This is a genomic window from Mesorhizobium sp. B4-1-3 (assembly GCF_006439355.1).
In the GTDB taxonomy this organism is placed as follows: Bacteria; Pseudomonadota; Alphaproteobacteria; order Rhizobiales; family Rhizobiaceae; genus Mesorhizobium.
The window spans coordinates 44938-64985 of the sequence record NZ_VFTG01000030.1; the positions used below are offsets into that span (position 1 = coordinate 44938).

General features: G+C 64.3%; 14 protein-coding genes and 1 tRNA gene. 8 read left to right on the plus strand and 7 right to left on the minus strand.

Annotated features, from left to right (window positions below; all coding sequences use genetic code 11):
* Positions 1-33 precede the first annotated feature (33 nt).
* Genes FJW06_RS26090 through FJW06_RS26100 form a run of 3 tightly spaced genes read left to right on the plus strand, consistent with a single transcriptional unit; the run spans position 34 to position 2960 of the window.
* On the plus strand, positions 34-1173 hold the full coding sequence (locus tag FJW06_RS26090; protein ID WP_140755943.1) for an ABC transporter ATP-binding protein: 1140 nt from the start codon (positions 34-36) through the stop codon (positions 1171-1173).
* A 9-nt stretch (positions 1174-1182) separates the two neighbouring features.
* Positions 1183-2145: an ABC transporter permease subunit gene (locus FJW06_RS26095; protein WP_140755945.1), complete on the plus strand. Its 963-nt coding sequence runs from the start codon at positions 1183-1185 to the stop codon at positions 2143-2145.
* A complete protein-coding gene (locus FJW06_RS26100) occupies positions 2142-2960 on the plus strand; it encodes an ABC transporter permease subunit (RefSeq protein WP_140755947.1) in 819 nt (272 codons plus the stop codon). The genes FJW06_RS26095 and FJW06_RS26100 overlap by 4 nt, the downstream gene beginning before the upstream one ends.
* A gap of 35 nt (positions 2961-2995) precedes the next feature.
* Here the strand turns inward: FJW06_RS26100 and FJW06_RS26105 are convergent, their stop codons facing one another.
* Positions 2996-4876 carry an AsmA family protein gene (locus FJW06_RS26105; protein ID WP_140755949.1) on the minus strand — a complete coding sequence of 627 codons (1881 nt, stop codon included), beginning with the start codon at positions 4874-4876 and terminating at the stop codon, positions 2996-2998.
* A 266-nt stretch (positions 4877-5142) separates the two neighbouring features.
* On the opposite strand from FJW06_RS26105, the gene FJW06_RS26110 reads away from it, so the two are divergent.
* Positions 5143-7101, plus strand: coding sequence for an acetoacetate--CoA ligase (locus FJW06_RS26110; protein WP_140755951.1), 1959 nt, complete (start codon positions 5143-5145; stop codon positions 7099-7101).
* 238 nt (positions 7102-7339) lie between these two features.
* Here FJW06_RS26110 and FJW06_RS26115 read toward each other — a convergent pair whose 3' ends face one another.
* The gene (locus tag FJW06_RS26115; RefSeq protein ID WP_140755953.1) at positions 7340-11362 is read right to left on the minus strand and encodes a PAS domain S-box protein; all 4023 of its coding nucleotides are present in this window, start codon (positions 11360-11362) and stop codon (positions 7340-7342) included.
* Between the two features lie 275 nt (positions 11363-11637).
* Between FJW06_RS26115 and FJW06_RS26120 the strand changes: the two genes are divergently transcribed.
* On the plus strand, positions 11638-12105 hold the full coding sequence (locus FJW06_RS26120) for a phasin (protein ID WP_140755955.1): 468 nt from the start codon (positions 11638-11640) through the stop codon (positions 12103-12105).
* A 341-nt stretch (positions 12106-12446) separates the two neighbouring features.
* Positions 12447-12523, plus strand: a tRNA-His gene (locus tag FJW06_RS26125).
* Positions 12524-12793: 270 nt separating this feature from the next.
* Here the strand turns inward: FJW06_RS26125 and FJW06_RS26130 are convergent.
* The 3 genes from FJW06_RS26130 to FJW06_RS26140 are packed head-to-tail and all read right to left on the minus strand — an operon-like array spanning position 12794 to position 15570.
* Entirely contained in the window at positions 12794-14104 is a 1311-nt protein-coding gene (locus FJW06_RS26130; RefSeq protein WP_140755957.1) for an ArgE/DapE family deacylase, read from the minus strand.
* Positions 14101-14748, minus strand: coding sequence for an isochorismatase family cysteine hydrolase (locus FJW06_RS26135; RefSeq protein ID WP_140755959.1), 648 nt, complete (start codon positions 14746-14748; stop codon positions 14101-14103). Before FJW06_RS26135 ends, FJW06_RS26130 begins: the two co-directional genes overlap by 4 nt.
* 3 nt (positions 14749-14751) lie before the next feature.
* Positions 14752-15570 (minus strand): N-formylglutamate amidohydrolase, encoded by an 819-nt coding sequence (locus FJW06_RS26140; protein ID WP_246674845.1) that lies wholly within the window; start codon positions 15568-15570, stop codon positions 14752-14754.
* 59 nt (positions 15571-15629) lie between these two features.
* On the opposite strand from FJW06_RS26140, the gene FJW06_RS26145 reads away from it, so the two are divergent.
* Entirely contained in the window at positions 15630-16478 is an 849-nt protein-coding gene (locus tag FJW06_RS26145; protein ID WP_140755963.1) for a MurR/RpiR family transcriptional regulator, read from the plus strand.
* Positions 16475-17782: a glutamine synthetase family protein gene (locus FJW06_RS26150; protein WP_140755965.1), complete on the plus strand. Its 1308-nt coding sequence runs from the start codon at positions 16475-16477 to the stop codon at positions 17780-17782. The genes FJW06_RS26145 and FJW06_RS26150 overlap by 4 nt, the downstream gene beginning before the upstream one ends.
* 102 nt (positions 17783-17884) lie before the next feature.
* Here FJW06_RS26150 and FJW06_RS26155 read toward each other — a convergent pair whose 3' ends face one another.
* Together FJW06_RS26155 and FJW06_RS26160 are read right to left on the minus strand one after the other, a co-directional pair.
* Positions 17885-19420: an SRPBCC family protein gene (locus FJW06_RS26155; protein WP_140755967.1), complete on the minus strand. Its 1536-nt coding sequence runs from the start codon at positions 19418-19420 to the stop codon at positions 17885-17887.
* Positions 19421-19430: 10 nt separating this feature from the next.
* A complete protein-coding gene (locus FJW06_RS26160; protein WP_140755969.1) occupies positions 19431-19868 on the minus strand; it encodes an SRPBCC family protein in 438 nt (145 codons plus the stop codon).
* Positions 19869-20048: the final 180 nt, after the last annotated feature.

Genomic DNA, 20048 nt, shown 5'->3' on the forward strand with positions numbered 1-20048 from the left:
TTTGGAATTTCTAAGAGTAACGGAGTGGGGATCATGAAATCGCTTGGCAGCATTCGCAGGGATTTCGCGCCATGGAACGACCCGAATGCCAAGCCTTATATCCAGTTCGACAGGGTCACCAAGAAGTTCGGTGATTTCATCGCCGTCAACAATCTGTCGCTGACCATCTTCGAGCGTGAATTCTTCGCGCTGCTCGGCGCTTCCGGCTGCGGAAAGTCGACGCTGCTCAGGATGCTCGCCGGCTTCGAGGAGCCGTCCGCGGGCCGCATCCTACTCGACGGGCAGGACCTGCGCGGCATTCCGCCCTACAAGCGGCCGGTCAACATGATGTTCCAGTCCTACGCGCTGTTCCCGCATATGACGGTGGAAAAGAACATCGCCTTCGGCCTCAAGCAGGAAGGCATGCCTGGAGCCGATATCGAAAAGCGCGTCGCCGAGATGCTGAAGCTCGTCAAGCTCGAGCAGTTCGCCAAGCGCAAGCCGCACCAGCTCTCGGGCGGCCAGCGCCAGCGCGTGGCGCTTGCCCGCTCGGTGGCCAAGCGGCCCAAGGTTCTGCTGCTCGACGAACCGCTCGGCGCTTTGGACAAGAAGCTGCGCGAGGAAACCCAGTTCGAACTGATGGACCTTCAGCAGGAACTCGGCCTTACCTTCGTCGTCGTCACGCACGACCAGGAGGAGGCCATGACCATGGCCGACCGGATCGCCATCATGGATAAGGGCGAGGTGATGCAGGTCGCGACGCCTGCCGAGATCTACGAGGCGCCGACCTCGCGCTTCGTGGCGCATTTCGTCGGCAATGTGAACATGTTCGAGGGCAAGGTCGCCGAGCGCACGGCAAGCACGACCCGCATCACCGGCGCGACCGGAGCGCAGATCGTCGTCGACAATGGCGGCGCCGCCGCTGCCGGCTCCGACATCATCTTCGCGATCCGGCCGGAGAAGATCAAGGTTTCCTCGAAAAAGCCGGCCGATGCCGTCAACGCGCTCGAAGGCGAGGTCTACGACGTCGCCTATCTCGGCGACATGACCGTCTATCATATCAAGCTCGACGACGGGCAGATCGTGCGGGCGAGCGCGTTGAACGCCTCGCGGATCACCGAGGATCCGCTCACCTGGAACGACCGCGCCTGGGTCTCCTTTCGGCCGGACGCCGGCGTCGTTTTGACGAGGTAGAAGCGGGTCATGACCAACATCGCCGCCACCGCATCCTCGTCGACCGAAACCGCCGCAGTCCCGACAACATTGGCGAAGGGCTTCGTCAACCGCCTCGTCATCATCATTCCCTATCTCTGGCTGCTGTTCCTCTTCCTCGTTCCCTTCATCATCGTCTTCAAGATTTCGCTGTCGCAGACGGCGATCTCGATGCCGCCTTATACGCCGGTGCTCGACTTCAAGGATGGTGTCTCGGGATTCCTTGCCGGCTTCCGCGAGCTCAACTTCGACAACTACATCTGGCTCACCCAGGATGCGCTCTATTTCAACGCTTACGTGACCAGCCTGATCATCGCGGCGATCTCGACGATACTCACGCTGATCGTCGGCTATCCGATCGCCTATGGCATGGCGCGCGCGCCGGCCACGATCCGCCCGACCTTGCTGATGCTGGTGATCCTGCCCTTCTGGACCTCGTTCTTGATCCGGGTCTATGCCTGGATCGGTATCCTGAAGCCCGAAGGGCTGCTCAACCAGGTTCTGCTCGCCACCGGCCTGGTCAGCCAGCCGCTGGTCATTCTCAACACCTACACCGCGATCTTCATCGGCATCGTCTATTCCTACCTGCCCTTCATGGTGCTGCCGCTCTATTCCTCGCTGGAGAAGATGGACTATTCGCTGATCGAGGCGGCGCAGGACCTCGGCTGCCCGCCGACCGTCGCCTTCTGGAAGATCACCTTCCCGCTGTCGCTGCCCGGCGTCGTCGCCGGCTGCCTGCTGGTGTTCATCCCCGCCGTCGGCGAGTTCGTCATTCCCGACCTCCTCGGCGGTTCGCAGACGCTGATGATCGGCAAGACGCTCTGGAATGAGTTCTTCTCAAACCGCGACTGGCCGGTGTCGTCGGCGGTGGCCGTCATCCTGCTCCTGGTGCTGACCATACCGATCATGTTCTTCCAGCAGGCGCAGGCAAAGGCACAGGAGCAGGGCAGATGAACTCGACCTGGAGCCGCTTCAACATCAGCTCGATCGTGCTGGGCTTTGCCTTCCTCTATCTGCCGATCGTGCTTCTGATCGTCTTTTCCTTCAACGAATCCAAGCTCGTCACCGTCTGGGGCGGCTTCTCGACCAAATGGTACGTGTCGCTGTTCCACAACCAGGGCCTGATGGACGCCACCTGGGTCACGGCGCGGGTCGGCGTCATCTCGGCAACGGTGGCGACCGTGCTCGGCACCCTCGCCGCCATCACGCTCACGCGCTACACCCGCTTCAGGGGGCGGGTGCTCTTCTCGGGCATGGTGTTCGCGCCGCTGGTCATGCCGGAAGTCATCACCGGCCTCTCGCTGCTCTTGCTCTTCGTCGCCGTCGGGCTCGATCGCGGCTTCGTCACGGTGACGCTCGCGCACATCACCTTCACCATGTGCTTCGTCGCCGTCGTCGTGCAGTCGCGGCTGGTCTCCTTCGACCGCTCGCTGGAGGAGGCGGCGATGGATCTCGGCGCGCCGCCGGTGAAGACCTTCTTCCAGATCACCTTGCCGGTCATCCTGCCGGCGATCATCTCCGGGTGGATGCTGGCTTTCACGCTCTCGCTGGACGATCTGGTCATCGCGAGCTTCACCTCGGGTCCCGGCGCCACCACGCTGCCGATGAAGATCTACAGCCAGGTGCGTCTCGGCGTGACCCCGGAAATCAATGCTGCCTGCACGATCCTGATCGCAGTGGTGGCGATCGGCGTCATCATCGCCTCGATTGCCAACAAGCGGCGCGAGGTCCAGCGCCAGCTCGACGAGCAGGCCGCACAACGCGGTTGAATGAGGAACTGGGGGCGCTCTTTGCGCCCCCAAACTTATTGACCCGTGACGCCGGGAGCGATCGGCGAGATGAACGGCGCGCTCCAGTTGCCGCCGACGAAGAACAGCGACTGGTTCGGCGGAGGGGGAGGCGGGCTAGCCGCCTGACCGTTGGCCTGTTGGGACTGCTGCGCCGGCTGTCCGCTGGGCATCACGCCGCCCGAGAGTGCCAGCCCGCGTCCTACATAGGAGGCAATGCCCGACAGCCAGATCTTGTATTTCTGCGCATTGATCTCGGCCTTGTCCAGGCGCGCCACGCCCTTCGAGATGCTTGCCTTGATCTCGGCCCCGTCGATCGGCAGCGAACCGTTGGCGACGTCGTCGAGCGCGAAGAAGCCGCCTTGCTGGTTGCGCTTGAGGAAGGCCGGCAGGTCGAGCCCGTTGAGCGTGCCCGGCCCGAACGTCGCCGAGAACGATCCGTCAGCGTTCTCGAAGATGGAATTCCAGGCCTTGCCCGGTCCCTTGAGGATGACCGATACCGTCCCGGTGCCGGCCGGCACTAATCGCGTCATTCCCGCCGCCGTGGCAAAGGCCCCCGTATCGACATCCGACGCCAGGAGCCGCATCTCGACCTGCGTGCCTTCCGGCTTGCGGTCGAAGCGCAGGCTGCTTTGGATAGTGCCGTTGAAGGCCGACGCATCGGATATGTCGAAGACGGCAAGGCCGTTCTTGACCTGCGCGGTCGCCGCGACGTCGGCAAGCTGCACCGGTCCGGCCGTGGCATGCGCCGCCGACAGCCTAAGGTCCAGATTGATGCGGTCGGCGAAGCTGGTGTCGATGTCGCCGGGGCCGGCCTCGCCGGTGGGCGCGACAGGCGTGAAAGCCGACAGGAAGGATCTGAGGTCCAGCGTATCGAAGGCGAGCGTGCCGGCAATCACCGGGCGTCCCTCGGCGAAGGACAAATCCAGCGCTCCCATGCCCGGATTGTTGTTGAGCGTGACCGTGGTGTTCTCGAATTTCGCGCGCCCCGCCGAGGCGTTCACCTTGCTGGCAATCGAGACGGCGCCGATCGCAGCGCCTGGCGCGATGCCGGCCTGCGACCATTCCAGCACGCGCCGCAGCGACGGCGCGGCGAACTTTGCCTGGCCGTCCAGATAGGCGTTGTCCGACATCGAGGCCGTTCCGTCGAACGAGAACGTCGCGGGCGCCGCCTTGAAGGAGAAGGTGACGGGGGCTGGCCCTCCGGCAAACAGCACCAGCGGTTTTGGCGAGGAGAAATCGAGCTGCACGCTCTCGCCGCGCCAGATTCCGGTCACGGTCAGCGATGCATCGCTGTTCATCGCTTCCCAGTTGACCTGGCCGTTCAGGCTGCTCAGGATTTCGGTGTCCTTGCCGTCAACCGAAGTCACCACGCGGCCATCGCGGAATTCCACGGTGCCGAACGGATCGGAAGGTAATCTGCCGAGGTCCGGCTTCTGCGGGTTGGCGGTGACAATGCCGCGCGCGGTATCGATCGAGCGCGTGATGCGCCCGCCGGTCGGAAGTGGCGGCAGATAGAAGCCGCTCGCCGTGCGCTGCGCCCTGATCGTCGGGCGCACCAGCCTTGCGGTCGAGAAGGCGACGTCGCCCTGCAGGGCAGCCATGGCTGAGAGATCGACTTCGACGCGGTCGGCCTCGATCACCGGCGGCGTTTCGGTCTCGGTCCATTGCGACAGCGTCACGTCGCTGAGGATCGCCCGGAACTTCGGCCACACTTCGATGCGCGGCGAGCCGTCGATCGTGACCCTGAAGCCGCTCCAGGCGCTCAATTCCCAGGCGATGCGGTCGCGCACGATGCGTGTCGAGGCAATCAGCGGCAACGCCGCGACCGCGAGCGCGATGATGAGCACGGCAACGCCGATCGCCCACACCCCGCGCCGGATCAGAGATGATGGCATTTCGCCCCGTATGCTTTCGTTGCCGACAAAACCGCCCGACGGGTGTAACCGAGCGCCGACGCTTTTCAAGTCTTTATGGCCTTGCGATGGCATTTGCGCACCCGCAGCCACGGGTCACCGGAACAAAATCTTGCTCTGCTGCGCTGCAATATGCATAAGCGGGCTGCACGATCCCGATCCGCAATCGCGCGCCGTTTTTGGGACGATGGCATAGGCGACGTTGAGCTTAACTGGCTCGAACGCGACGCGCTTTGGGAGGAGCGATTATGGCCGCCGACACACCTTTGTGGAGCCCGACGCAGGAGCGGATTGATGCCGCCCCCCTTACTGCTTTCACCAAGGCCGCGGAAGCGCATGCCGGCGCCAGTTTTCCCTCCTATGCCGAACTCCATCGCTGGTCGATCGACAACCGCGAAGCCTTCTGGAGCCTGGTCTGGGATTTCTGTGGGCTTGTCGGCGACAAGGGCGAGCGGGGCCTCGTCGACGGCGAGCGGATGCCCGGCGCCAGCTTCTTCCCCGACGCCAGGCTGAATTTCGCCGAAAATCTTTTGCAGAAGACCGGCGGCGGTGAGGCCATCGTCTTCCGCGGCGAGGACAAGGTCGAGCGCCGGCTCTCCTGGAACGAACTCCATGCGCTGACTTCACGGCTGCAGCAGCTCTTCCTGTCGCTGGGCGTCAAGGCCGGCGACCGCATCGCCGCCATGATGCCGAACATGCCCGAGACCATCGCCGCGATGCTGGCGGCAAGCTCGATCGGCGCTGTCTGGTCGTCATGCTCTCCCGATTTCGGCGAGCAGGGCGTGCTCGACCGCTTCGGCCAGATCGAGCCGGTCGTCTTCGTCGCGCCCGACGGCTATTGGTACAACGGCAAAGCGATCGAGGTGGCCGACAAGGTCCGTGCTGTCGCGGACAAGCTTACGACGCTGCGCAAGGTCCTGATCATCGACTATCTCGGCACCTGTCAGGACGTCGCCGCCACCATCGACAAGGCGACCGCGCTCGAAGATGCGCTCTCGCCCTTTGCGGTGAAGACCGTCAGCTTCGAGCGGCTGCCCTTCGCGCATCCGCTCTACATCCTGTTTTCCTCGGGCACGACCGGCATCCCGAAATGCATCGTTCATTCGGCCGGCGGCACGCTGATCCAGCACGTCAAGGAGCATCGGCTGCACGCCGGCCTGCTCGACGGCGATAGGCTGTTCTATTTCACCACCTGCGGCTGGATGATGTGGAACTGGCTGGTCTCGGGCCTCGCTTCCGGCGCGACGCTGCTGCTCTATGACGGCTCGCCCTTCTACCCCGACGGCAATGTGCTGTTCGACTTCGCCGATGCTGAGAACATGACCTATTTCGGCACCTCGGCCAAGTTCATCGATTCGGTTCGCAAGGCCGGTCTGAAGCCGATCGCCAGCCACGATCTGGCGAGCGTGCGCACCATCTCCTCCACCGGCTCGCCGCTGTCGCCGGAGGATTTCCGCTTCGTCTATGACGGCATCAAGAAGGACGTGCATCTGGCCTCGATCTCGGGCGGCACCGACATCGTCTCCTGCTTCGTGCTCGGCGTGCCGACCGAGCCGGTCTGGACCGGCGAGATCCAGGGCCCTGGCCTTGGCTTGGCGGTGGACGTCTGGGACGACGACGGCAAGCCTGTCCGGCAGGAAAAGGGCGAGCTCGTCTGCACCAAGGCCTTCCCGTCGATGCCGATCGGCTTCTGGAACGATCCCGAAGGCAAGAAATATCACGCCACCTATTTCGAGCGTTTCGACAACGTCTGGTGCCATGGCGACTTTGCCGAATGGACGGCCCATGGCGGCATGATCATCCATGGTCGGTCCGACGCCACGCTCAATCCGGGCGGGGTCCGGATCGGCACGGCCGAAATCTACAACCAGGTCGAGCAGATGCCGGAGATACTCGAGGCGCTTTGCATCGGCCAGGATTTCGACAACGACGTGCGTGTCGTGCTGTTCGTACGGCTGGCAGCCGGCATTAGCCTGGACGAGGACCTGGAAAAGCGCATCCGCGCCAGGATCCGAACCGGCGCCAGCCCACGTCACGTGCCGGCCAGGATCGTCCCCGTCACCGATATCCCGCGCACCAAGTCCGGCAAGATCACCGAGCTCGCGGTCCGCGACGTGGTCCACGGCCGCACTGTGAAGAACAAGGAAGCGCTCGCCAATCCCGAGGCGTTGGAGCTGTTCCGCGATCTGCCGCAACTCGCGAGCTAACCGTTAACAAAATATGTCCACCGAATTTACCTAGATTTCATGGGTGGTACACATTCGTAAATTTTTTTGGGCCCCGGTAAGGACTTGTTAACGGCCGACCTCGATAGTCGCGTGTAACTTGAGGGAGAAATCCCGTTCCTCGCCCCTGAGGTTCAGCTCAAGCCCCCGTTGTGACAGCATCCCATTTCTCAAGGCGTCCTCCAGGACGCCTTTTTCTTTGGCCGCCTTCCCGGCGATCTTATTCGGCAAGCACGCGAGTCGAGGGGAAGGCGACCTCGACCAGCGTTCCTTCGCCAGGCGTCGAGGTGATGGCGAAGCGGGCGCGGTTCGCCTCCACCATGGCCTTGGTGAGCGGCAGGCCGAGGCCGGTGCCGTCGCCGCGTCCGCGCTTCAGCGCATTGATCTGCTTGAACGGCTTCAGCGCTTGCTCGATCTCGGCCTGCGTCATGCCGATGCCGGTGTCCCGCACGCGCATGACGACATCGCCCGAGGCCTCGTAAGCGGTCGAGACGATCACCTGGCCGCCGGCCTGGGTGTAGCGGATGGCGTTGGACAGGATGTTGAGGGCGATCTGGCGCACGCTTCTGAGATCTGCCACCACTTCCGGCAGTCGCGAGGCGAAGCTGGAGCGGATGATGACGCGTTCGCGATTGGCCTGCGGCTGCATCATCGCCACCGTCTCGGCCAGCGTGTCGTTGAGCGACACCGCCTCGTAATCCATCTCCTGCTGGCCGGCCTCGATCTTGGAGATGTCGAGCAGGTCGTTCACGAGGTCGAGCACATGGTTGCCTGACCGGTTGATGTCGCGCAGGTAGTCGCGATAGCGGTCGTTGGTGATCGGACCGAATTTCTCGTCGACCATCAGCTCGGAAAACCCGATGATGGCGTTGAGGGGGGTGCGGATCTCGTGGCTGATGCGGGCCAGGAAATCCGTCTTCTGCGAGGAGGCGCGCTCGGCCACCGCGCGCGCCTGCGTCAGGTCTTCCTCAGCCCGCTTCCATTGCGTGATGTCGCGCACCACGGCGCAGAAGCCGCTGTCGTTGGGCAACCTGCCGATGGTCATGAACAGCGGGATGAAACGCCCCTGCGCCTCGCGGCCGATGACTTCCCGGCCATCATTCAAGACGCTCGCCACGCCCGGCTCCGAAAGCCCGGCGAGATAGTCGCGCGCCGCGCGCTGGCTTTCTATGGCAAACAGCGAGGCGAAGGGCTTGCCCGCGACCTCGTCGCTGTCAAAACCGAACAGGGCTTCCGCCGGCCGGCTGATCGAGCGGATGTTGCCGTCACGGCCGATCAGCACGACGCCGTCGGTAGCGGTGTCGATGATGGTGCGCATCTCGGCGATGCGCGATTTCAGTTCCGGCACGTCCGGCTGCAGCGCCGGTTCGTCGTTGGCAGCGGTGAAATGCGCTGCGTCGTCCTCGCCGGAACGCCGCACCACCAGCATCAGCGCCTTGCCGCCGCGCCACGGCACCGAGCGCAGCAGCGCGTCGATCGGGAATTCCTGGCCGTGGCGGGTCTTGAGCTTCAGCGAGTGGTCGCTTTCATCCGTGGCGGTATCCTCGGCATAGGGATCGGCAAAGAGCGCGCCTAGGCCCCCCGCATCCGCGAGATCGTCCAGCGCGTCATAGCCGGTGAGTTCGAGGAAGGCGTCATTGGCATAGTGCAGCTCGTCGCCCGAATGGATGAGCAGCGGCACCGGCAGCCTGGCGAGGATGGATGTATCGGGTGCCTTGGCTTCCTCTCCGGTCGAAAACGCGGACGGCACGAAACCCGAGGATTTGAGCCGCGGTACGTCGAGGCGCGGCCGCGCCGCGGTCCCTTCCGGCTGTTCTTCCGCGGCCGTGGCGGCATCCGCGTCGGAGCCCGCCCAATCCTCATTGTCCTGCGCATCGCGGAAATCGTCGGCAGTCATGCTGTCGTCGTCGGCCGTGGCCTGGGGGGCGGGCTGCCCGGTGGCGACCGGCTGCGCGACGGCTGGCTGCTGCGGCTCCACGGCTGCCTGCCGAGCGTCCTCTGCCTGTTCGGGCTGGGAAACCGGCGCGCCTCCAATTTCCTCGGCAGATTTTTCCTCATCGGCATAGTTGAGCAGCGAGCCGGAACCGGCCGAGGTCCCGGTCTGGCCGGCGGCGCCCCTCTCGGCGGCGTCATCGATGCCGTCGAGACGCGCCAGGTCTTCCTGGTCTTCCGCCTCGGTCTGCGCCTCCGCGGTCTCCGCATCGGCCTTCGCGTCGTCGGCTTCCGAGGCTTCCGGTGCGGATGTCTGGCTTGCTTGCCGCGCGGAATCGTCGTGCTTCGCCGCGTCGGGCGGAAGCGGCTGGTTTGCGCCGGCCCTCGCTTCGTCGGCCGGTTTTTTTACCGCCGCCGTGTCCTCGCCGGCTGCGGCCGCATCGGGTTGCTTGTCGGCTTTGGGGGCATTCGGCTCGGCGGGGGCAGAGCTGTCCTTGCGCAGCCGCTCGCCGATCTCGCGGAAGGCACTGCGCTCGAGGACCGACAGGCTCCGCTGATTTGCCGGCGTGTCGCTCCCCGGCTGCTTGTCGTTGGCCGGATGGCGATGCTCGGCCAGCCTTATCACCTTGTCGGCGAAGCGCCGCTCCGGCTTCGGCACGATGCTCAGCGCCGGCACTTCGCCCCGGAACGGATCTTCGGGCTTTGGCTGCTGCGTTGGCGTCCGCTCCGCTGCCGGCCGTTCGGCCGACGGTTCGGTACCGTCGGAGGTGGCCACGGTTGGGGCGGCATTCGGCACCAAGGCCATGCCAATCGCTTCGGGATCGACCACGGCGTCGGCCGCGCGCGCGACGCCGAAACCGCGAAAACCTTCGAAGGCGCGGCTGCGGCCATAGACGGGCAGCGCTGCCAGATCGACGGGGATCTTCAGACCGGTTCCGGCCACCGGCCAAAGCACCGAGCGGCCGGACCAGGTATCGCGCCGATCGAGCAGACCGGCGATCTCGCCCGAGGCATCGAGGCCGAAAGTGGCGGCGACATCCCTGAAGCGGCGGCCAATCACATCGGCGGCAGGCTGGCCGACGATGTTGGCGAATTCGGGCGACAGCGCGCTGAACCTGCCTTCGGCGTCGGTGCGCCAGACGAAGCGCAACGGCGGCGCGGAGCGGTCGATGCCGCGGGGCGGCTGGGCTGATGTCGTGGTTTCGCCGCCACCCTGTCCCTGGTCTTCGGCCGTCGCGGCCCCTACCGGCGCGTCCTTCGCCGGCGTCGCGGGGCGAGCATGCCCGGCATCCTCGTTGCCGGCATTGAAGTACCAATGGTCGTGCTCGCCGGCGCTGGCATCGGCGGGCTCCCTGCTGGAGCCGGCGGCGTCGGCTTGATGATCGGCGGTGGGCTGCTGGCCGACGAAGGTCCGGCTGTCGGCGTCGGATCGTGCATCGCCGTTGGTATCGCCTGGGGCCGGCTCGGCCTCTTCGCCAACCGCCGCGGCCGGCACCGGCTTGTCCGGAGCGGACTGGGGCTCGGGCTCGACTGCTGGGCTTTCATCTGGCGGCGTAGCGCTAACGGTCTCTGGTGCCGCAACCCGTCGATCGCCGGTCTGATCGCGCTGGTCGGCGGTCGATTGATCCTCTTGGCCGCCGTCGTCGCCGAGCTGGTCCTCGTCGATCACCACCAGCAGATGTCGGGTATCGGTGAGCCGCGCGAAGCCGGCCGGATAGGAGGTGTCGGCGCCGGGCACCAGGCGCTTGACGACGCGGTCGCCGCTGCTTGCCACATCCGCGACCAGGGCAGCCAGCGTCCGAGCCTCGATGCCGAGCGCTGCGAAGCCGTCCGAGGCTGCTTCAACGCCGCCTTGCGCGTCGACGAAGGCAATGAAATGCCCGGTCTCGGTAAAACCGCCGATGGCGCGGCCGGCGATCTCGCCGGCACTGCGCGAATTGGTCTGCGCCGCCGGTAGCGCAAGCAGGATTGCCTTCTCGCCGTCCGGCATCGTCACCGCGCTGGCCAGGAAGCCGACGGCGCGGCTCACCATGCCGGCGGCCAGCCTGACCGTGATGGCGCGGTCGCTGCCGATATCCGGAAAACCGCTGGTCGCCATGATCTGTCGCCGGGCAATCAGCGGCAGCCGCGCAGAGGCGCCGATGATCGCTTCGATGTCCGGATAACCGAACACCGACGCTCCCGGACCGTTCGCCCAGATCACCTGTTCGAGGTCGGCCGACAAAATGGCCAAGGCATCGCCCGCGGCAAAGCGCTGGCGCACCGCGTCGAGCACGGCGACGTCGAGAAAGGAGTAGTTTTCAGGCGGCATGCGCTGGCCGACCCTCCTGAGTGGGCATTTGTCAGTTAACGCTTTGTTAATAAAAGCCCATGGCCCCAAGGTCCACAAGCCTAGGCTTGCATAGGTCGAAATCTCTGGGCTCTTGGTTAACGGCCCAATGGCTACGCCCTATTGCTGACGCTTGGGAAAGATTTTATGGTGCGCTGCAACAAAAATGTTGCAATGCACAAGAAAGCCTTTATATTGCCACCATACATGAATGAGACGGCTTTCTGTCAAAGCCGCTATCCTGAAAAGGTTGGAAAATGTCCAAGACCACTGCCAAGACCGCCGCTGAGACCATCGAAAACGTCGAATTCCCTAGCTTCGACGCTTCCAACGCCACCGACCAGATCCGCGCCTTCGCTGAGAAGGGCGTCGAGCAGTCGAAGGAAGCCTACTCCAAGCTCAAGACCGGCGCCGAGGAGACCCAGAAGGTTCTGCAGTCGACCTATGAGACCGCCAAGACCATTTCCAGCGACGTTTCGCTGAAGGCCATCGCCGCGTTGCGCGCCAATGCCGAGGCCAGCTTCTCGCACCTCGAAGCCCTTGTCGGCGCCAAGACCCTTTCGGAAGTCGTCGAACTGCAGACCGCCTTCCTGCGTAAGCGCGTCGAAATGGCCGTCGAGCAGGCCAAGGAGTTCCAGACCGCTGCCACCAAGGCGGTCGAGGATGTCTCCAGGCCCGTCAAGACCGCCTTCGAGAAGGCGATAAAGGACGCCAAGGCTGCCTGATTCGGCGCACAACCCTGCGATGCATCAAAACGTCGCATTTCGTCAGACAAATAGTCGTGCGATAGGGTTGAATAACCAGATACCCGGGGATGGAACCTCCTCCCTCCGTCTCCGGGGTGACCAGCCAGCACCTCCTCCCGCTGGCTCGTAACAGGAAAAGGCCGGCACCTCCTCCCGCCGGCCTTTTCTTTTGCCTTGACGAAAGGCGGATGAGGAAACCCGTCCTTTGCCTTATCAAGGCCCTTGAATTAGAATTCGATAGCCCGTATTGGACGCATCGCCGAACGACAGGGCGGATCACGGAGAAAGACGCTTCACCTCGATCCAGCTCAGGCACGCGTGCCGTTGTAGCTCAGTTGGTTAGAGCACCAGATTGTGGATCTGGGGGTCGCTGGTTCGAGCCCAGCCAACGGTACCATCGCCTTTTCGCTAAGCTATATGATTTTATTGCGTATGTAGCCGGCGCGATTTTCCCGACCGGCTGAGCCAGGGACAAGATTCTCGCGTTTGGCGACGCTCAATGCGGTGAGCGGCGCGAGTACACCACACCGAGCTTCACGGTGTCGGCATAGGCGAATGCGGACGTGGCGAAGAGCGCCACGACCGATACTGCTCCCATGAGGACGCGTCCGGTGATCATTTCGTTACCCCTTGATATTTTGCTTTGTTGATTTGTTGGTCGGTCAGTTCAGGCGGCGCCGCACGTGTCGAGGATGGCCGCGGCGATGACCTTCGTGGTCTCGATCAGGCTGTCGATCTCCACGCATTCATTGTCGCCGTGGAAGCCGTCGCCGGCAGGTCCGTAGATCACCGGCACCACGCCGGCGCCGGCGTAGTGCGCCGCATCGGTGACGGCTTCGAAACCCTTGATCGCCGGCGCCTTGGCCTGCGCCTCCGTGGCGCGCTTGTTGAGCGATTGCACGATCGGTGCGTCGACCGGCGTGTTCATCGGCGGAAAATTGAGGCCGAAGAGATCCCACTCTATCGCTGGCGGATGATCCCGCATCCAGGCGTCGGAGGCGGCGAAATGGTGGACGAAGTTCTCGAACTCCGCCTTCACGTCCTCGAACTTCTCCTGCGGCATGAATTTGTAGTCGAGATCGACGGTGACGATGTCGGGGATGATGGCCGCGTTGGTCATGATCGCCGGCGTGCCGTCCGGCCCCATGCCCGCGCCGCCGCGGATGACGCCCGGATTGATCGTGGCAAGGCCTGCTGGCACCAGCGGATGCCAGTTGTCGCGGCAGCGCGAGGTCTCGAAATCGCGCAGCGCCATCAGGAAGCGCGTGGCGAGCTCGATCGCGTTGACGCCGGGCGTGAGCCGGCCCTCGACATGCGGCTGCGGCCAGATCGAGTTGAAGCGCCAGCCGGCATGCGCCTGCTTGCCGAAAATCGTCACACGCACCCAGGTGAGACCGCCTTCGGCCGGCACGATGTTGCCCCAGGTCGGCTCGGCGATGATGGCGCTCTTTGCCAGGCGCGAACGTTTGACCAGATCCATCGCCCCGAAGCCCCCGGCCTCCTCGTCGACCACGGTGTGGATGGCGAGCCGGCCGTCGAGCTTGACGCCCGCCTTGCGGACCGCGCGCGCCGCCGCCACGCAGGCGGCGACGCCGGCCTTCATGTCGATCGCGCCGCGGCCCCAGATGCGGCCGTCCTTGATGTCGCCGCCGAACGGATCGCAATTCCACTTCGACTGATCGCCCACCGGCACGACGTCGACATGGCCACAGAGAATAAGGCTTTTCTCGTCGTTGCCCGCCCATTCGCCGGTCAGGTTGGGCCGGTCCGGAAACACGTCCCAACGCTCGACGCCGAAGCCCAGCGCTTCCAGTTCGCCGGCGAGACGGGTCTGAACGTCGGCCTCGCGGTTGATGGCGGGATCGGCCTGAAATTTCGGATTGACGGATGGTATCCGCACGATGTCCCGGGTCAGCCCGACGACATAGTCCCGGTCCTCTTCGACGGCCTTCCAGACGGCGGAAATCGTCTCGGTCATTTCGCGAGCCCCTTCAATTCATCGAGAAGCTGATCGGTGGTCACCTGGCGGCAATAGCCCTTGATGGTGCGCAGCGAATTGTCGTGGCGCTCCTGCGAATAGGTCGCGCAGGCATCGGTCACCTGGGTGACGAGATATCCAAGGTCGCAGGCGTCGCGGATCGCACTTTCCACGCACTGGTCGGTCAGGAGCCCAGATATGACGAGCTGGCGCACGCCGAGATTGCGCAGAATGTAGTCGATATGGGTCGAGACGAAGACCGAGGAGGAGGTCTTGGGAAGGCAGATCTCGTCGTCGGCGGGCGCCAGTTCGTCGATGACTTTGCCGTCCCAGGAACCCTTGGGCACGTGAAAGCCGGTGATCTTGTAGTCCAGGCTGCGGTCGCGGCCGTCCTTCGTCAGGCTTTCGATCGTCGTGTGCATGACCTCGATCCCGCCGGCGCGGAAGGCATCCAGCAGCCGCTTCATGTTCGGGATGGTCTCACTCTGGATGCGCTTGAAGAACCAGCCGTATTTTTCCTCGAACTCGGCTTTGCCGAGGTCCTTGAATTCACCGCCATCCGGATGCGCCGAGAAATTCTGCACATCGATGAACAGGATGCAGGATTGTTCCGGCACCAGCGGAACGTTGCGTGTCAGTTCCATTCCTTAGTCGCCCTTCTTCATGAAATCGTCGATCGCGCCCGCGAGAAGGCCAGCGAAACGCGCCACGCCTTCAGGGTGCGAAATATGGTCGTTGCGTACCTCGATCAGGCCGTGGGCGATGCCGTTGCGCTCGCCATGCACCGGTACGAACCAATCGGATTGATCGCTGATCGCGTAAGGCTCCTGCATGCCGATCGAAAGATACGGCGCGGCCGCAAGGAGATGTCGTTTGAGCGCCGGGGAGGTCCGCTCGTCCTTCCGGTAGAGGAAGCCGATGTCCCACGGCCTCGACACGCCCCGCAGCACCGGATTGAAGCTGTGGATCGCGAAGATAGCCTTCGGCCGGCGATCCCGGATCGCCCGCGCCAGCGCGCGGTCGAACGGCGCGAAGATCTCCGCCGCCCGCTGCGCCCGCTCCTGAGCGTCGAGGTTCCTGTTGGCCGGTATTTCGGTCCCGTCGCTAATTGGCGGGATGGAGTCCTCGGCCTCCGTCGGCCTGTTGCAATCGATGACCAGCCGGCTGTATCGCTGCGCGACGAGGCGCGCATCGAGGCGCTCGGAGAGCATCAAGGCAAGATCGCGCGCGCCGATGTCATAGGCGATATGCCTGTCCATCTCGCTCGCCGCGATGCCGAGGTCTCCCAGGGAGCTTGGGATCTCTCGGCCGGCATGTTCGCAGACAAGGAGCACGTCACCGCTGCCGGCGGGATTGACGATCTCCACGGGAGCCGGATCGGATACGCCGAGAAGGGTCGGTTGTGGTTGATTGGAAATACTCATGCTGCCTTCTTTGTTTGGGTCAGGATGATGAAAATTTTTCATCAATGTCAAATCAAAAATGACAATTGATTAAATTTTTTCTGCATGGGAGGAAGGCGGGAATGGAACTCAGGGCACAGATCGAAGAGCTTGAAAGTGCGCTGACGCCGGCCGAGCGCAAGCTCGCCTCGACGTTGCTGGCGGACTATCCGTTTGCCGGGCTGCAGACGATCCAGGCGCTCGCCGACAAGACGGGCGTGTCGGCGCCGTCCATCACGCGCTTCGTCGCCAAGCTGGGTTGCCAGGGCTACCAGGACTTCCAGCACAAGCTGATCGGCGAGCTCAAGGAGTGGCATCGCTCGCCGGTGGAGTTGCACAGCAAGAGCTCGCATGGCGCGAACTTCCTCGAAGCCTATGTCGAACGCGCGAGCCAGATTGTGCGCGCGGTTCCCGCCGCGCTGACGCAAATGCAGTTCGAGCGCATCTGCGGCATGGTGGCGGACGAAAGGCGGGCGATCTATCTGATCGGCGGCCGCATCAGCGATCCCATGGCGCAGCACTTCTCGCGCCATCTGCGCCAGATCCGGCGCGACGTCTTTCACATCCCGCCCGATCCGGAAGTCTGGCCGGAATACATCCTGCGGATGAAGGCGCGCGACGTCTTCGTGGTGTTCGATTTTCGCCGCTATCAGCCGCGCCTCGAACAGCTCGTGCGCACGGCCAAACAGGCGAGCGGCATCGAGGTCCTGCTCTTCACCGACAAATGGATGTCGCCGGTCTCCAGCGAGGCAACCGAGGTCATCGCGCTCTCGATCGACAACGGAACGGCATGGGACAGCTACATCGCGGCCATGGTCACGGTGGACGCGATGATCACCCATATCTCCGAACGCGATTGGAATTCCACAAGCAGCCGCATCCGCGCCTGGGACGCATTGCGGCTGGATAAGGAAAGGAAGCCGACAAAATGATAAGGGAACCCTTGCTCTTCGTCGCGACATGCGATGTCTCGGGGCGTGTTCGTGGCAAGGCATTTCCCCTCGAGCTCATCGAGAAGCGGGCAGGGCGGGGCGTGGGCTGGACGCCCACCAACGTGCAGATCACCTGCTTCGATGCCATCGCCGAAAGCCCGTATGGTTCGCTCGGCGATCTCTTGCTGGTGCCCGACCAAAACAGCCGCGTGACGGTGGATTTCGAGGACGGCAGCCCCGCCGAGGACTTCATGCTCGGCGACATCCTGACCCTCGACGGCGCTCCCTGGGAGTGCTGCACGCGCTCCATCCTGAAATCGGCGCTGAAGAAGCTGGAAGATGTCGCGGGTGTCCGGCTGGTCGGCGCTTTCGAACACGAGTTCCACCTCAAGGCCGGCGACGGCGGCGGCGCCTATTCGATGGCAGGCTACCGCAACCGGGCGGCCTTCGCCGCAACGCTGATGGCGGCGATCAAGACGGCCGGTTTGAAACCGGACACGGTCATGAAGGAGTACGGCGTCGGTCAATACGAGGTGACGATCAGTCCGGAGCGCGGCGTGCGCGTGGCCGATGCCGGCCTTGTCCTGCGCGAGATGGTCCGCGCCACGGCGCGGCGCTTCGACGACGAGGCAAGCTTCACCCCGATCCGCCATCCCGAGGGTGTCGGCAATGGCGTCCATATCCATCTCAGCTTCGAGGATTCCAGCGGCCGTCCCGCGACCTATGACGAGAATGGTCCGCACGGCATGTCCGCGATCACGCAAGCGTTTGTCGCTGGCGTGCTGAAATATCTCGACAGCATCGTCGCCTTCACGGCGCCGTCATCGGTTTCCTATCTCAGGCTGACGCCGCATCGCTGGAGCGCCGCCTTCAACAATCTCGGTGTCCGCGATCGGGAGGCGTCGGTGCGGATATGCCCGACCACCGCGCGCGACCCGGAGGGCGTCGCCAGGCAGTACAACATCGAATTCCGCGCGGCCGATGCCGCGGCATCGCCGCATCTGGCGCTCGCGGCCATCGTTCATGCCGGGGTGCAGGGCATCGTGGAAAAGCTAGAGGCGCCGCAGGCGACGCAGGAAGATCTCTCTCTGCTCGATCCTGCGGCGCTCGCCGCCCGCGGCTTCACGCGGCTGCCGCAATCGCTCGGTGAGGCAATCGAACGGATGATGGCCAATGGGACCGTGCGCGGCTGGTTCCCCGCCGGCTTCTGCGAGGTCTACCGCGACCACAAGCTGGGCGAACTGAAGTTCCTCGGCGACCGCAGTGTGCTCGAACAATGCAAGGCCTATGAGGCGGTCTATTAGATTATGTCAAATCGGAGAGCCCGCTCGAGAGCGGAGGACCGATGCGCAGCGGCGTCAATAGCTTCTCATCGCTCTGACGAGCGCGAGCAGCCCGATCCGCGGCTACGGCAACAAAACGAGCGCACCGCTGGTCCTGCGGGCTTCCAGGTCCCGGTGGGCGTCCGCTGCCTTGGCCAAGCTGTAAGCCACGGGCTGCGCGGTCCTGACGGCGCGCTGGCGCAATGCCGCGAAGAAGCGGTCGACATGCGGCGCGAGCTTCTCGGGGGTGTCAGTGTAATGCGCGTAGTTGGGCCGCGAAAGGGAGATCGAACGGGAGGCGAACCTGCCGATGTCCCAACTGCCCACCGGCCCCGATGCCTGGCCGAAGCTGACGAGATGACCGCGCACCGAAAGGGCCGCAAGCGAACCGGCGAATGTGTCGGCGCCGACGGCGTCATAGATGACGTTGGCGCCCGCGCCGGCGGTCAGACGCATGACCGCCTCGCTGAAATCCTCGCGGGAGTAGACAATGACATGGTGCGCGCCGAGGCGCTCGACGATGCGCGCCTTGTCGTCGCTCGACACGGTTGCGATCACGGTGGCGCCCAGATGGCGCGCCCATTGCACCAGCAACTGGCCGATGCCGCCGGCGCCGGCGTGGATGAGCACGACCTCGCCCGGCCGGACGGCATGGATGTCGTGCAGCAGGAAGCTGGCCGTCACGCCCTTGAGCAGGCTCGCGGCGGCGGTCTCATCCGATATGTCGTCCGACAGGCGCACCAAGAGGTCGGCCGTCATGTTGCGGCGCTCGGTATAGGCGCCGACCGGCGGGCAGGCATAGGCTACCCGATCGCCGACCGACAGGCCTGAGATCGCCGGACCTCCAGCCTCGATAATGCCTGCGGCTTCCATGCCCGGTACCCCGGGCAGTTGCAGGAGATCGAAGAAGCCGGTGCGGCAATAGACGTCGATGAAGTTGACCCCGATCGCCGTGTGGCGGATGCGCACCTCGTTGGGCGCCGGCGGCGGCAATGCGATCTCCTTCAGCCGCAGCACGTCCGGCCCGCCATAGCGCTCGACGAGGATCGCACGCGTCGTTTCCTTCGCGCCCAAGGGCGGTGCGAGGATCGACGGTGCCGGGATCGAGCTAGGCGCGACGCTTGTCGGCCTCGACGGGATGACTGCCGGTGACGGCCTTGCCGCGGCCGGCATGGCGGCGTCGCGGCCTGCGAGCAGATTGCGGATCGCGGCAAAGCCGGCGCGGTAGATGTCCTCGGCGACCAGCTTCACCAGCTCGTCGCGGCGATGCGCCGGCGGGTGGAATTCCGAGCGCCATTCCCAGAAGGTGGCGTTGCCGTCGGTCACCGGCTTCAGCCGTATCGACGCGACATAGCCCATCAACGGCAGCGGCGCCTCGAGCAGGCAGTAGCTCAGCCGGCGATCCTTGTCGGAGAGCGCCAGAAGCTGCTCGCGCAGTTCGCCGCCGTCTGCCAGGCGGAAATGGCGCACGGCGCCGACCGCGTCGGCCGGCTCGCCGCCGTCGATCTCGCTCGACGCGATGGCCGGGTGCCAGCGGTCGTGGCCGTTGAAATCGCGCAGGATCGCCCAGACCTCCTCGATCGGGGCATCGATGACCGTGCTCTGGCGGACCTCGACCATTGGCGCCGGATCAGCGCCCGAAGCGCTGCTTCAGCGCGGTGAACGCGGCCTGGAATACGCCGTTGCCGATCTGCTGCGTCAGCGCCGCCTCGCGCCCAGGCGCGCAATCGAATTCCGCCTGCCATTCGGCCAGGGTCAAATTGCCGTCGGTAATCGGCGTCAGCGACAGGGTGGCGACATAGTTCTCCACCTGCATCGGGCTCTCCAGGATCGCATAGCTGCAGGAGAGATCGTAGTCCGACAGCGCCAGCAGTTTTTCGCGGATCCGTCCGCCATCCTTGAGCGTGAAATTGCGGATGCAGCCGATCCGGTCGGCATGCGCGTTCTGCTCGATGCGGCTCTCGGCCACGAAAGGTGCCCAACCCGGCAAGCCGTTGAAGTCGCGCACCACCTTCCAGACGTCCGCGGCCGGGGCCGGGATGACCGAAGAGACGTAGACCTTGGTCATGCTTGGCAGCCGGCTGTGGGCATGCGCGTATGCATTGTCTCGCGCCGCGTCAGATCGACCCCGATTCCGTCGAGCTTCGCTCGACACCTCTCCCCCGATCGACCAGGGCTATCGCATATGAGTAAAGAGCTCATAGAAGAAGTCTCTGCTCCAGTTGGCTCTTCGCATTTTGCTTGCGAT